The organism is Bradyrhizobium sp. i1.15.2 (assembly GCF_040548425.1).
Lineage (GTDB): Bacteria > Pseudomonadota > Alphaproteobacteria > Rhizobiales > Xanthobacteraceae > Bradyrhizobium > Bradyrhizobium canariense.
Map to the genome: position 1 here is coordinate 241,534 of NZ_JBEPRQ010000007.1, position 12,744 is coordinate 254,277.

10 protein-coding genes and 1 pseudogene are annotated in these 12,744 nt (G+C 64.5%); 6 read left to right on the forward strand and 5 right to left on the reverse strand.

Annotation, left to right across the window (positions count from 1 at the left end):
* Positions 1-345 precede the first annotated feature (345 nt).
* Positions 346-1,521, reverse strand: coding sequence for a patatin-like phospholipase family protein (locus ABIB80_RS15965; RefSeq protein WP_219683328.1), 1,176 nt, complete (start codon positions 1,519-1,521; stop codon positions 346-348).
* A gap of 255 nt (positions 1,522-1,776) precedes the next feature.
* Here ABIB80_RS15965 and ABIB80_RS15970 point away from each other — a divergent pair, with 255 nt between their 5' ends.
* The 3 genes and pseudogenes from ABIB80_RS15970 (at position 1,777) to ABIB80_RS15980 (ending at position 5,107) form a co-directional block, all read left to right on the forward strand.
* On the forward strand, positions 1,777-2,556 hold the full coding sequence (locus ABIB80_RS15970; RefSeq protein ID WP_219683327.1) for an acetoacetate decarboxylase: 780 nt from the start codon (positions 1,777-1,779) through the stop codon (positions 2,554-2,556).
* 109 nt (positions 2,557-2,665) lie between these two features.
* A pseudogene (locus ABIB80_RS15975) lies at positions 2,666-3,681 on the forward strand (transporter).
* A gap of 22 nt (positions 3,682-3,703) precedes the next feature.
* The gene (locus ABIB80_RS15980; protein WP_354127910.1) at positions 3,704-5,107 is read left to right on the forward strand and encodes a carbohydrate porin; all 1,404 of its coding nucleotides are present in this window, start codon (positions 3,704-3,706) and stop codon (positions 5,105-5,107) included.
* On the opposite strand, the gene ABIB80_RS15985 is transcribed toward ABIB80_RS15980, so the two are convergent.
* The 3 genes from ABIB80_RS15985 to ABIB80_RS15995 all read right to left on the reverse strand — a co-directional run bounded on the left by ABIB80_RS15985 (position 5,104) and on the right by ABIB80_RS15995 (position 8,742).
* Positions 5,104-6,399: an MFS transporter gene (locus tag ABIB80_RS15985; protein WP_354127911.1), complete on the reverse strand. Its 1,296-nt coding sequence runs from the start codon at positions 6,397-6,399 to the stop codon at positions 5,104-5,106. The two genes, ABIB80_RS15980 and ABIB80_RS15985, sit on opposite strands and share 4 nt — an antisense overlap.
* Positions 6,400-6,509: 110 nt before the next feature.
* Positions 6,510-7,706 (reverse strand): acetyl-CoA C-acyltransferase, encoded by a 1,197-nt coding sequence (locus tag ABIB80_RS15990; protein WP_354127912.1) that lies wholly within the window; start codon positions 7,704-7,706, stop codon positions 6,510-6,512.
* A gap of 265 nt (positions 7,707-7,971) precedes the next feature.
* On the reverse strand, positions 7,972-8,742 hold the full coding sequence (locus tag ABIB80_RS15995) for an enoyl-CoA hydratase (RefSeq protein ID WP_007592268.1): 771 nt from the start codon (positions 8,740-8,742) through the stop codon (positions 7,972-7,974).
* Between the two features lie 149 nt (positions 8,743-8,891).
* Here ABIB80_RS15995 and ABIB80_RS16000 point away from each other — a divergent pair, with 149 nt between their 5' ends.
* Positions 8,892-9,431 carry a PaaI family thioesterase gene (locus ABIB80_RS16000; RefSeq protein ID WP_219683321.1) on the forward strand — a complete coding sequence of 180 codons (540 nt, stop codon included), beginning with the start codon at positions 8,892-8,894 and terminating at the stop codon, positions 9,429-9,431.
* Between the two features lie 59 nt (positions 9,432-9,490).
* Positions 9,491-10,111, forward strand: a complete 621-nt coding sequence (locus tag ABIB80_RS16005) for a TetR/AcrR family transcriptional regulator (RefSeq protein WP_219683320.1) — start codon at positions 9,491-9,493, stop codon at positions 10,109-10,111.
* Between the two features lie 52 nt (positions 10,112-10,163).
* Here ABIB80_RS16005 and ABIB80_RS16010 read toward each other — a convergent pair whose 3' ends face one another.
* Positions 10,164-11,078, reverse strand: a complete 915-nt coding sequence (locus tag ABIB80_RS16010; protein WP_354127913.1) for a LysR family transcriptional regulator — start codon at positions 11,076-11,078, stop codon at positions 10,164-10,166.
* A gap of 101 nt (positions 11,079-11,179) precedes the next feature.
* On the opposite strand from ABIB80_RS16010, the gene ABIB80_RS16015 reads away from it, so the two are divergent.
* Positions 11,180-12,676, forward strand: a complete 1,497-nt coding sequence (locus ABIB80_RS16015; RefSeq protein WP_007592262.1) for a CoA-acylating methylmalonate-semialdehyde dehydrogenase — start codon at positions 11,180-11,182, stop codon at positions 12,674-12,676.
* Positions 12,677-12,744: the final 68 nt, after the last annotated feature.

The following is a 12,744-nucleotide window of genomic DNA, read 5'->3' on the forward strand; positions in this document are numbered from 1 at the left end:
GCGTCAAGTCTTGTGGTGATGCTCTGCCCAACCGGGTCAGCACATCAGCCATCCGCAAGGCGACGGGGGCAATAGTGCATCGCTCCCCGGGGAGAGCGCGTCATAAGCCGTAAAACCATTCGCGCAGGGAAGGCCGGTTGCCGGCGTCACCTGTCGTCCACCCCGTGCGCGTCTTGCTCGCACACGGGACTACGGGTGCCAGCCGGCGCCCGGCCTTCCCTGCGCCCTTTCTTTCGAGAGGGTGCTAAGGCTAGAGCAAAGCTCGGGCAAAATGAGCCGCGAGAATGCGAAAGTGTGCCTGCAAGCCGGGAACGGGAATTGGGTGATCGCGACGGGACGATAGAGCTACGCGCTCTCCGTCTCCCGGTGCACGTCGTGCACCACGAGGCCCATGCCTTCGTCGGGCATCTTGATCCAGTCGCGGCGCTTCAGGGTGCGCTTGGTGTCTTCGTAGCCGGAGGTCCAGTGCTCGCGCATCGAGGTGCCCGAGAATTCGTGGTCCTTGGCGTCGCCCTCGTAGGCCTTCTGCTGGTAGATCAGATGCAGGATCGCGATCTCAGGCATGTGGCGCAGGCTCGACTTGAGTTTGCGCTCCTCCTCGGAGAGCTGCTCGTCGGGCAGCTTGGCCAAGGCCTTGTAGAGCAGGACCTTGAGGTTGTGGGTTCGGCGGTAGACGTCGGTGTTGTGGCGGGTGCGCGAGGAATACATGATGTCCTTGTGGCGGGCCATCACGTCCTGGATCGAGCGCGGCAGCACGCCGCGTGCGCTGAACAGGTCGACCTGGAACACCAGCGAATTGAGCGCGTCTTCCTGGTCGAGCAGGTGCTGAAGCGGCGTGTTGGAGACGATGCCGCCGTCCCAGAAATGATCGGTGCCGATCCGCACCATCGGCAGTGCCGGCGGCAGGGCGCCGGAAGCCATGATGTGCTCCGGCTCGATCTCGTCGTGGGAATTGTCGAAATAGATGAAATTGCCGGAGAGCACGTTCACGGCGCCGACCGCGAAGCGAACCTTCTTCTCGTTGATGAGGTCGAAGTCGACGAGCTCGAGCAGGCTCTCTTTCAGCGGCATCGTGTCATAATAGCTGGTGGCGGTCCGGGCGCCGACCGGGCTCAGCCAGGGATTGACCTGATGCGGGCTGAAGAAGCCCGGTTGGCCCATCGCCGACGTCATCCACGCGCTGGTGAGATTGCGCCACTGGCGGAAGATGTCTCCGTCAGGCGTGTAGTGCCAGATCTTGCGGTTGGTGATGCGCTCCCAGAAGATGCGCAGCGCCTCGAGCCGCTTCTCCGGCTTGTTGCCCGCGATGATGGCGGAGTTGATCGCGCCGATCGAGACGCCACAGACCCAGTCGGGCTCGATGCCGGCCTCGTGCAGCGCCTGGTAGACGCCGGCCTGGTACGCGCCGAGCGCGCCGCCACCTTGCAGCACCAGCGCAACGCGGTCGCAACGCTCGGGCCGCCAGCCTCGTGCGGGAGGCTGATGCGTCTGATGGGGCGGTTGCGGCGTCCGAGCGTCCATGGTGTGCCTCCTGGCAAGCATGGAGATCATGCTTCAATGACAGAGGCCAAACGATTGCGTCGGGCGGTGACGGCGTGATGACATTCTGGCGCCGATGCATCGCTTGCATGCACCATGACCGCCTTGGGAATGGCTGCGGTCGTGCGGCTGACGGAAATCCTTCACATCGAAGTCAATGACGGCGGCTAGCAATCTGCATCGCCGCCTGACGCTGCCGGGCGGGCATCACGTGAGCGCCACTAGAGGAGACCAGCGATGCGCAGGGAAGAGCTGCTGAGACTTCCGTCCATGCCGGCGGCCGGGCCGAGCTATCCGGCCGGGCCCTATCGCTTTGTTGACCGCGAATTCCTCGTCATCACCTACGAGACCGATCCGAACCTGATCCGCGCCGGCTTGCCGGAGCCGCTGGAGCCGATCGACCAGCCGATCGTGCATTACGAATGGATCAGGATGCCGGACTCGTCCGGCTTCGGCAGCTACACCGAATCCGGCCTCGTCATCCCCGCGCGCCTGCACGGCGAGGAGGTCAACTTCGTCTCGCAGATGTATCTGGACGATGATCCGCCGATCGCCGCCGGCCGCGAGATCTGGGGCTTTCCCAAGAAATACGCCCATCCCAAACTCGAGATCGTCAAAGACACGCTGACGGGCACGCTGGAATATGCCGGCCAACTCGTCGCCATGGGCACGATGGGCTACAAGCACGAGAGCATGGCCGGCAACGGCGATCTGACCCGGGCGACGCTGTCGAAAACGCAGATCAATCTGAAGATGATCCCCGGCGTCGACGGCCGCCTCGAGATCTGCCAACTGGTCGCGATCAACCTCATCGACATCGTGCCGAAGGGCTCCTGGATGGGGCCCGGCCGGCTGCATCTGGTGCCGCATGTCAATGCGCCCGTCGCCGATTTCCCGGTCCGCCGCTGCCTCGGCGCGCATCATTACATCGCCGACCTGACGCTGCCGTTCGGCCGCGTCGTGCACGACTACATCAGGGAAGCCGAGTTGGCCACCACCGGGCTGGCCGCCGAGTAGGGCGTCATCATCAAACTGTAACAATGCCGTAATTGAGTACCCGCGAAGGTCCGGGAGATGCCGTCAGCCATCTTCCGGAGCGGGGCATTCGTTGACGGTGGGAGTTGGTATGGCCGAGCCGGCTAAGCTTGTCAGCACGATATCGGATTCCGTGCCTTGCATTCCCGGCCTGGTGTGGGCATTCCGCCTCCACAGCGACGGCGGCGCCGAGGCGCTGCCGATCGACCAGCCGATCGAGTTCAGTCACGACGGCCGGCTCTGGTTGCATTTCAACCTCACGGACACGCGCGCACGGCCGTGGATCGCCGCATCACAGCTGCCGCCGCTCGCGCGCGAGCTCTTGCTGTCCAACGACACCTTCCAGCAGCTTCACGTCATCGACCACTGCGTCTACGGCGTGTTCTCCGACCTCGTGCGCGACATCGGCAGCGCGACGGAGGAGACCGCGTTCCTGCGCTTCGCCATGACCGAGCGGCTCCTGATCAGCGGCCGCCATCAGGCTCTGTGCTCGGCGGATGCGACACGGCGGGTGCTCGAAGGCGGCTACCGCGTCGACAATGTCGCCCATCTCCTCGAAAGATCGTCGATGAGGTCGCCGACACGCTTGATAGGATGGCCGATAAGCTCGGTCAGGAGATCGACGAGATCGAGGAGCGGATTCTGGCCGACGACGCCAAGCCGGAGATGCGCCGCAATCTTGGCCGGCTGCGCCGGACCTGCGTCAGGCTGCATCGCCAGCTCACCGGCCTGCGTACGCTGTTCCATCGCCTCGACCAGAAGAACACCGACCACCTTTCGCCGGACCTGCGTATCCAGGCCGGCAAGCTGGCGCAGCGGCTGGACGGCCTCGACCACGACATCGTGGAGCTGCGCGAACGCAGCCGCCTGCTCGAGGAGGAGCTGCGCTTCAAGAACGAGGAGCAAAGCAACAACCACCTCCACACGCTCTCGATCGTGACCTCGCTGCTGCTTCCGCCGACGCTGATCACCGGCATCTTCGGCATGAACACCAAGGGCCTGCCTCTGACCGAGGTCGAGAGTGGATTTTTCTGGGCGGCTCTCCTGATGGCCTCGTCGGTCGGCGCGGCCTATCTCTTCATGCGGCGTACCGGTATCTTCAAGTAAAGCACGCTAGTCGGTATCAGCCGTGATCGGGACCGCACATCTATTTCCGCTGCGAAATGCGGCCGCGATTGTGCTGGCCTGGACGATCGCGAGCACCAGCGCGCTGGCCGGCGCCAAGGACGAGAACGCGGCGGAGTGGCTAGCTCCAAAATGGTTCAACGAGTGGCATGACGGCCTCGCCAACAAGGGCCTGAATTTCGGCGCCGCCTACATCGCCGACAACATTGGAAATTTGTCCGGCGGCGTTAGGCGCGGCGCTATCCATTTCGGCCGGCTCGATCTTTCGGTCGATGCCGATCTCGACAAGCTGGTCGGCTGGAGCGGCGGCCGCTTCTACGCCAACGCGTTCGTGATCTACGGGCGAGGCCTCAGTCGCAACTACATCATGAATCTCGCGACCATCAGCGAGATCGAGGCGTTGCCGGACCAGCGGCTCTACAATGCCTATTTCGAGCAGAGCTTCTTCAACGACCGCTTGAACATCAGGGCCGGCCAGCAGGCCGCCGATGTCGAGTTTTTCGACAGCCAGACCGACGATCTCTTCATCAACGGCACCTTCGGCTGGCCCGCGATCAAGGCCTCGAACCTCCCGGCCGGCGGCCCGGCGCCGCCGATCGCGGTCCCCGGCATTCGCATCAAGGCCGCGCTGTCGGACCAGGTCACCCTGTTCGGCGCAGTGTTCAATGGCGATCCGTCAGGCCCGGGCAATCAGGATCCGCAGCTGCGCGACCATCATGGTCTTGCCTTCCGCGTCAACGACCCGCCTTGGGTGATCGGGCAGGTCCGCTTCAACTACGACCTCGATATCGGCGGCCGTTCGCTCGCCGGCAATTTTACGCCGGGCGCCTGGAAGCATTATGGCTCGTTCGACAGTCAGCGCTTCGCCACGGATGGGCGGTCGATCGCCGATCCCGACGGCAGCGGCATTCCGGCAAAGCTTCGCGGCAATTACGGTATCTTCGCGGTGATCGAGCAGGTGCTGTACCGGCCGCCGGAGGTCAGGGAGAGCACCACTTCGGCCTCGATCCCGGGTGTCACCGCGTTCGGCCGCATCGCCTACAGCCCGCCGGACCGCAACCTGATCGATCTCTATCTCGACGGCGGCATCGGCTTTGTCGGCTTCGTATCCGGTCGTCCGCTCGATCGCTTCGGCGTGGCGGCGGCCTACATGCGCATCTCGAACTCCGCGCGCAACCTCGACGTCGATACCCAATTCTTCACGGGCATCCAGAGCCCAGTGCGCAGCAACGAGACCCTGATCGAGATGATCTATGAGGCGCACATCAAGCCGGGCTGGCTGATCGCGCCGTACTTCCAATATGTGTTCCGTCCCTCGGGCGGCATCCCGAATCCGGACGACCCGAGCGGTGTTGCGCGGATTGGTGACGCCGCGGTCTTCGGCGTCACCACCACGATCAGGTACTAAGCCATCGCGGCTTGCGGCTTTGGCTTCGGTTGTCGCGAGAGCGTCAGCACGATCAGCGAGGCGAACACGCAGAGCGCGCCGGCGATGAAGAAGGCGGGCAGGTAGCTCTGATAGACCGTCCGCGAGAAACCGGCCCCGAAGGCGGCGGTGCCTGCACCGAGCTGGTGGCCGGCAAAGATCCAGCCGAACACCAGATTGGCGCGCTCGGGCCCAAATTTCTGCGCGGTGAGGCGCACCGTGGGCGGTACGGTTGCGATCCAGTCGAGCCCATAGAACATCGCGAAGATCGAGAGCCCATAGAACGAGAAATCGCTGAAGGGGAGGAAGATCAGCGAGAGCCCGCGCAGGCCGTAATACCAGAACAGCAAATAGCGGTTGTCGTAGCGGTCCGACAGCCAGCCCGACATGATGGTGCCGAAGAAGTCGAAGATGCCCATCGCGGCCAGCAAGCCCGCGGCCTGCACCTGCGGGATGCCGAAATCGAGGCACATCGGAATCAGATGCACCTGCACCAGGCCATTGGTGGATGCACCGCAGACGAAGAACGTCGCAAACAGGACCCAGAACGCGCTGCTCTTCGAGGCGTCGCGCAGCGTGCCGAGTGCAACGCCCGTGATCGAGCCATGGCTGACGGGCGGCGCGGGCAGGGGTGTGGTGCCTTTGTCGCCAAACGGGCGCAGGCCCAGATCGCTCGGACGGTCGTGCATCGCGAGCAGGACCGCCAGGGCGGAAACACCGAGCGCGATGCAAACAAAACCGAGCGCAAGCCGCCAGCCGAAACGTTCGGTCAGGCTTGCCAGCAGCGGCAGGAACACGAGCTGGCCGGTGGCGACGCTCGCGGTCATGATGCCGACGACGAGGCCGCGCCGCGCTGCGAACCAGCGCGTCGCGATGGTGGCGCCCAGCACCAGCGCAGTCATGCCGGTGCCGATCCCGATCACGACGCCCCACAGCGCGACGAGCTGCCAGACCTCTGTCATGCCGAGCGAGAGCACCAGCGCCGAGACGACGATCAGCTGCGCGGTGAGCGTGACGTTGCGCAGGCCGTAACGGTTGAGCAGGGCCGCCGCGAACGGCGCCATCAGCCCGAACAGGATGAAGCGGATCGACAGCGCGGAGGAGATCTCCGCCGTGCTCCAGCCGAACTCCTTCTGAAGCGGAACGATGAACACGCCGGGCGCACCGACCGTGCCGGCGCTGATCAGCGCGGTGAGGAAGGTCACGCCGACCATCACCCAGCCGTAGTGGATATTGCGGCGGCCGAGCGTTGCCGCGAGCCAGTTCGAGATCATTGGGCCTCAATCTTGATGGGCAGGATTTGAAACACCTGCGCGAGTTTGCAGGATGGCACGGGACGCGTCTGTCTGAAATGACGGAGTTCCCTCATTTCCGGACTTTCACGTCAGTGCGTCAGGCGCTCCACCGCGATCGCGGTGGCTTCGCCGCCGCCGATGCAGAGCGCCGCCACGCCGCGCTTGAGGTTTCGCGCCTCGAGCGCATGCAGCAGCGTCACGATCAGCCGTGCGCCGGTGGCGCCGATGGGATGGCCGAGCGCGCAGGCGCCGCCGTTGATGTTGAGCTTGTCGCGGGGAATGCCGAGATCGCGCTGGGCCGCCATCGCCACCACGGCGAAGGCTTCGTTGATCTCGAACAGATCGACATCGCCGGCGCTCCAGCCGATCTTGTCGAGCAGCTTGCGGATCGCCGGGATCGGCGCCGTGGTGAACCATTGCGGCTCCTGGCTGTGGGTGGCGTGGCCCTTGATCTCGGCGAGAGCCGGCAGGCCGCTGCGATCGGCGAGCGAGCGCTTCGTCAGCACCAGCGCGGCGGCGCCGTCGGCGTTGGCGGAGGAGGCCGCCGGCGTGATGGTGCCGTTGGCGCGGAACGCCGGCTTCAGCCCGGGGATCTTTGCGGGATCGACCTTGAGCGGATGCTCGTCATTGGCAACGATGCGGGGACCTGCCTTCTCGCTCAGCGTGATCGGCGCAATCTCGGCCTTGAACGCGCCGCCCTCGACCGCCTTGCGCGCGCGGCCCAATGTTTCCATCGCATAGGCGTCCTGGTCCTTGCGGGTGAACTGATAGGCTTCGGCGGTAGCCTCGCCGAAATCGCCCATGGAGCGGCCGGTCTCGTAGGCGTCTTCGAGGCCGTCCATCATCATGTGGTCGATGATGCGGTCGTGGCCGGCGCGGTAGCCGCCGCGCGCCTTGGCGAGCAGATACGGCGCATTGCTCATGCTTTCCATGCCGCCGGAGACGACGATCTCGGCCGAGCCGGCGCGGATGATGTCGTGCGCCAGCATGGTCGCCTTCATGCCGGAGCCGCAGACCTTGTTCACGGTGGTCGCGCCGGTGGCGTCGGGCAAGCCGGCGGCACGCGCGGCCTGGCGCGCCGGGGCCTGGCCCTGACCCGCGGGAAGGACGCAGCCCATGAAGACCTCGTCGACCTTCTCCGGCGCAAGCTTGGCACGCTCGAGTGCCGCGCCGATCACGTGCGATCCGAGCTTGTGCGCGGGGAGCGGCGACAGCTCGCCCATGAAGCGGCCGAGCGGGCTACGGACGGCGGAGACGATGACGACGGGATCGGCGGCTTCGGCCATGGAGGAGACTCCCTAAAATGTCACATATGTAAGATTATGATCATCATATGATGCGGCGCAAAAAATGCAACTGCGTCGGGCATGAGAAAATCTTGTGGTTCGCATGAGATTTGGTCGTGCGAACGGAAGAGGTTGTCCCATAACCTGCTGTCATCGCCCGCGCAGGCGGGCGATCCAGTACGCCGAGGCGGTTGTGATTGAACCGATGGCGCTCGGAGTACTGGATGCCCCGCCTTCGCGGGGCATGACACCGTTGCTGATGGCTCTACCGCTTCCGATTCACAAACGCGCCCATTAGCCGCGTCGGCTCGTCCGTCAGGAACGACTCGCCGAAGACTTTGACGCTCAAATTCACCGACTCCGTCAGCGGCAGCTCCTCCCATTGCCGCAGTAGCGCTTTCTGCGAGCGCAGCGCCTCGGGGCCGCATTCGAGGAGGGCCTTCACGAGATGCTCGACCTCGGCATCGAGCCCGCCCTCCGGCGCGACCTTGTCGACCAGTCCCCACGCCAGAGCCGTCGCCGCGTCGATGTTCTCAGCGGTCATCACCAGCCAGCGCGCGCGGGCCCACCCGATCAGGCGCGGCAGCAGCGCGGCATGGATCACCGAGGGAATGCCGACCCGCACCTCCGGCATACCGAAATGCGCGTCATGGGCGGCGATGCGGAAATCGCAGGCGGCCGCGACTTCGAGCCCGCCGCCGAGGCACCAGCCGGGCATGCGCGCGATCATCGGGGCCGGGAAGGCGCGCACGGCCTCGCAGAGGTCGCGCAGGCGGCTGATGAAAGCCTCGGCGGACTTCTGGTCGAGCCTGGCCATCTCCTTGATGTCGGCGCCGCCGATCATGCTCTTCTCGCTCTGGCCGCGCAGCACCACAACCCGGATGCTGCGGTCGGACGAGAGCTGCTGCAAGCCTTCGCGCACCGCATCGGTGATGGGCGAGCCCAAAATGTTCAGCGAGCCGGCGTTGCAGATCGCGACATGAACGACGCCGCGCGCATCGCGCGTCACGCCGCAGTGGTGGTTGAGCATTTCCATGAGGGGATCTCTGAGTTCGTGGACGCGCGAATACGCCGGTCGGATCACACTTCCGGGCCGAAACGCATTGCTTGTCAAGCGGGCGGGGAGGGAGTTGCCAGCGCGAAGTCCGCGGCATAATATGATGTAAATCATACAAAGAGGCCGCAATGACCAACATCGATCAACTCGACCTGTTTTCGCCCGCGCAGCGGCGCGAGCGGGTGGTGGAGTGGCAGGTGCCTGCGCCGGTTGCGAAAGTGGCGATGGGCCTGTCAGGCATGGATGCGATGCTGGGCATCCGCGACGGAAGGCTGCCGCCGCCACCCTTTGCCAAGCTGATCGGCTTCGTCATGGCCGTGGTCGAGCCGGGCCGGATCGTCATGGAACTCGAACCGCGCGAGGATCTCGAGAACACCATCGGCCTCCTGCACGGAGCCACAGCCGCCGCGCTGATCGACACCGCCATGGGGTGTGCGATCTCGACCCGGCTGGAGCCCGGGCAGGGCTCCGTCACCCTCGATCTGAAAATGACCTTCCTGCGTCCGCTCTCGGTCCGGTCCGGGCTGATCTCCGCCGAAGGCAAGGTGATCAAGCTGGGACGCCAGACCAGCTACACCGAGGGCTTCGTCCGCGACGGTAAGGGGGCGCTTGCTGTGCACGCAACGGCGACCTTTTCCATGATCGGCAACAATTTTACCGGGAATTAATGCGCCGTCCGGCCGATATCCGTGTTATTAGATGACCTCCGACATTCAATGAGATCCGCATGCGCTATTCCCGGGAACACAAGCAGGAAACCCACGACCGCATCGTGAAGAAGGCTTCCGTGCGGCTGCGCGAAAAGGGTGCCCACGGCATCGGTGTCGCCGACCTCATGAAGGAAGCGGGCCTGACCCATGGCGGCTTCTATGCCCATTTCGATTCCCGCGAGGCGCTGGTGATCGAGGCGTTCGACTACGCCATGGATCGCTCGATGGAGCACTGGCGCAAGCAGTCCGATCAGGTCGCGCCGGAGAAGCAGCTCAATCAGATCGTCGAGACCTATCTCTCCACGGTGCACCGCGACAACCCCGGTCACGGCTGCTCGATCCCCGCGCTCGGCGCCGAGATCGCCCGGGAGAGCCCGAAGACGCGAAAGGCCTTTGCCGGCAAGCTCGACGAAATGATCGAGATGATCACGGACTTCATCCCGAATCTGCCGCGCAAGGCTGCGCGCAAGCAGGCGATCGCGACCCTGGCGACCATGGCCGGCACCATGTTGCTGGCGCGCATCGCCGGGTCGAGCGAGCTGTCGGACGAGGTGCTGAAGACTGGCAAGGACAGTGCGCTGGACGGCGCGCGGCGTGAGCCGAAGGCTGCGGTTGCGAAGAAGCCGAAGCAGAGTTAGGCCGAGGTGCCGTTGAATGTGTAGGGTGGGTTAGCCGAAGGCGTAACCCACCCTACGAAGTCCGCCCGGCAAACAACGTCCGCTCGCGCTCCACAATCTCGGAAATATAATCCGCCACCGCGCGGATCCGCGCCAGGTCCTTGCTGTCGGCGTGCATCAGCATCCAAAAGGTGCGGGTGATCGAGACCTCTTCCGCCAGCACCGCAATCAGCTTTGGATAGTCGGCCGCCATGAAGTGCGGCAGCACCGCAATACCGAAACCGGCGAGCGTGGCGTTGAGTTGCGCGATCAGATTGGCGCTACGCAAGCGTGCGGAGATCTTGGTCGACACCTGCGGCAGATAGTCGAGCTCGGGCGTGAACAACAGCTCTTCGATATAGCCGACGAAGCGATGCTGCGGCAGGACCTCGCGCGAGGTGATTTTCGGGAAGCGGTCGAGATAGGCGGGCGCGGCATAGAGTCCGAGCCTGTAGTCGAGCAGCTTGCGGCCGACGATGCGGCCTTCCTTCGGCATGGTCAGGCTGATGGCGATATCGGCCTCGCGCTTGGAGAGGCTGAACAGCCGCGCGGTGGCCACAAGTTGCAAATCGAGATCGGGATACCGGTCGGCGAACTGAGCGAGCCGCGGCGCCAGGAAGGCGGTCCCGAAGCCGTCGGGGGCGCCGATCCGCACCGTGCCGGTCAGCCGCGCCACCGAGCCACCGACCTGCTCCTGGTTGGCGACGATGGTCGATTCCATGGCTTCCGCGCTGTCGGCGACGCGCTGGCCCGCGTCTGTCAGCAGGTAACCGGTCTTGCGCCGGTCAAACAGCTTGGCCGAGAGGTGCTTTTCTAGCCGGTCCACGCGGCGGATCACGGTAGCATGGTCCACGCCGAGCTGCTTTGCCGCAGCCGAAACCGAGCCGCCCCGCACGATGGCCAGCACGAAGCGGAAGTCATCCCAGTCGATAGCGCCTTGATCCAGCATTTTCGCACATCTATGGTGCATTATCTCAGACTTGAATCCTATAAAATGCAGGTCGATAGGATTTGTCAAAGCGTTCAAGCTCGCCTTAAGGAGACGATTCCATGCGTTCAGTCGGACATTTCATTGGTGGCAAGGAGGTCAAGGGCACCTCGGGCCGCACCGCCGACGTTTTCGAGCCGATGACCGGTGACGTCCAGGCCAAGGTGGCGCTGGCGTCCAAGGCCGAGGTCCGCGCCGCCGTGGAAAACGCCCGCGCTGCTCAGCCGGAATGGGCTGCGACCAACCCGCAGCGCCGCGCCCGCGTCATGATGAAGTTCGTTGAGCTGGTGCAGCGCGACTACGACAAGCTCGCCGAACTGCTCGCCCGCGAGCATGGCAAGACCGTTCCTGACGCCAAGGGCGACATCCAGCGTGGCCTCGAAGTCGCGGAATTCGCCTGCGGTATCCCGCATCTGATGAAGGGCGAATACACCGAAGGCGCCGGCCCCGGCATCGACATCTACTCGATGCGCCAGGCGCTCGGTGTCGTTGCCGGCATCACGCCGTTCAATTTCCCGGCGATGATCCCGATGTGGAAGTTCGCGCCTGCGATCGCCTGCGGCAACGCCTTCATCCTGAAGCCGTCGGAGCGCGATCCCGGCGTGCCGATGATGCTTGCCGAGCTGATGATCGAGGCGGGCCTGCCGGCCGGCATCCTCAATGTCGTCAACGGCGACAAGGAAGCGGTCGACGCCATCCTCGACGATCCCGATATCAAGGCCGTCGGCTTCGTCGGCTCCACGCCGATCGCGCAATACATCTACGAACGCGCCGCCCAGACCGGGAAGCGCTGCCAGTGTTTTGGCGGGGCCAAGAACCACGCCATCATCATGCCCGACGCCGACATGGACCAGGCGGTCGACGCACTGATCGGCGCCGGTTACGGTTCGGCCGGCGAACGCTGCATGGCCGTGTCCGTCGCGGTCCCGGTCGGCAAGTCCACTGCCGACCGCTTGATGGAAAAGCTGGTCCCGCGCGTCGAGTCGCTCAAGATCGGCACCTCGATCGATCCGTCGGCCGATTACGGTCCGTTGGTGACGCGCGAGGCGGTCGAGAAGGTGAAGGGCTATATCGACATCGGCATCAAGGAAGGCGCGACGCTCGCCGTCGACGGTCGGGGCTTCAAGATGCAGGGCTACGAGAATGGCTTCTATCTCGGCGGTTCGCTGTTCGACAACGTCACCAAGGACATGCGAATCTACAAGGAAGAGATTTTTGGCCCCGTGCTCTCGGTCGTGCGCGCGCATGACTACAAGGAAGCGCTGGCGCTGCCGTCGGAGCATGACTACGGCAACGGCGTTGCGATCTTCACCCGCGACGGCGATGCCGCGCGCGACTTCGCGGCCAAGGTCAATGTCGGCATGGTCGGCATCAACGTGCCGATCCCGGTGCCGATCGCCTATTACACCTTCGGCGGCTGGAAGAAGTCCGGCTTCGGCGATCTCAACCAGCACGGTCCGGATTCGGTCCGCTTCTACACCAAGACCAAGACGGTGACCTCGCGCTGGCCGTCCGGTGTCAAGGAAGGCGCGGAGTTCTCGATCCCGCTGATGAAGTAAGGCTGTAGCCCAGCCCGTCATTGCGAGCGTAGCGAAGCAATCCAGACTTTCTCCTCGGACACATTGGA

What these genes read in the sequence shown, in the direction of transcription:
- ABIB80_RS15995 (WP_007592268.1), bottom strand. Translation starts at nt 8,742, where the DNA reads ATGGAAATGCTCAACCACCACTGCGGCGTGACGCGCGATGCGCGCGGC.
- ABIB80_RS15985 (WP_354127911.1), bottom strand. Translation starts at nt 6,399, where the DNA reads ATGATCTCGAACTGGCTCGCGGCAACGCTCGGCCGCCGCAATATCCAC.
- ABIB80_RS15990 (WP_354127912.1), bottom strand. Translation starts at nt 7,706, where the DNA reads ATGGCCGAAGCCGCCGATCCCGTCGTCATCGTCTCCGCCGTCCGTAGC.
- ABIB80_RS16010 (WP_354127913.1), bottom strand. Translation starts at nt 11,078, where the DNA reads ATGCTGGATCAAGGCGCTATCGACTGGGATGACTTCCGCTTCGTGCTG.
- ABIB80_RS16005 (WP_219683320.1), top strand. Translation starts at nt 9,491, where the DNA reads ATGCGCTATTCCCGGGAACACAAGCAGGAAACCCACGACCGCATCGTG.
- ABIB80_RS16000 (WP_219683321.1), top strand. Translation starts at nt 8,892, where the DNA reads ATGACCAACATCGATCAACTCGACCTGTTTTCGCCCGCGCAGCGGCGC.
- ABIB80_RS16015 (WP_007592262.1), top strand. Translation starts at nt 11,180, where the DNA reads ATGCGTTCAGTCGGACATTTCATTGGTGGCAAGGAGGTCAAGGGCACC.
- ABIB80_RS15970 (WP_219683327.1), top strand. Translation starts at nt 1,777, where the DNA reads ATGCGCAGGGAAGAGCTGCTGAGACTTCCGTCCATGCCGGCGGCCGGG.
- ABIB80_RS15965 (WP_219683328.1), bottom strand. Translation starts at nt 1,521, where the DNA reads ATGGACGCTCGGACGCCGCAACCGCCCCATCAGACGCATCAGCCTCCC.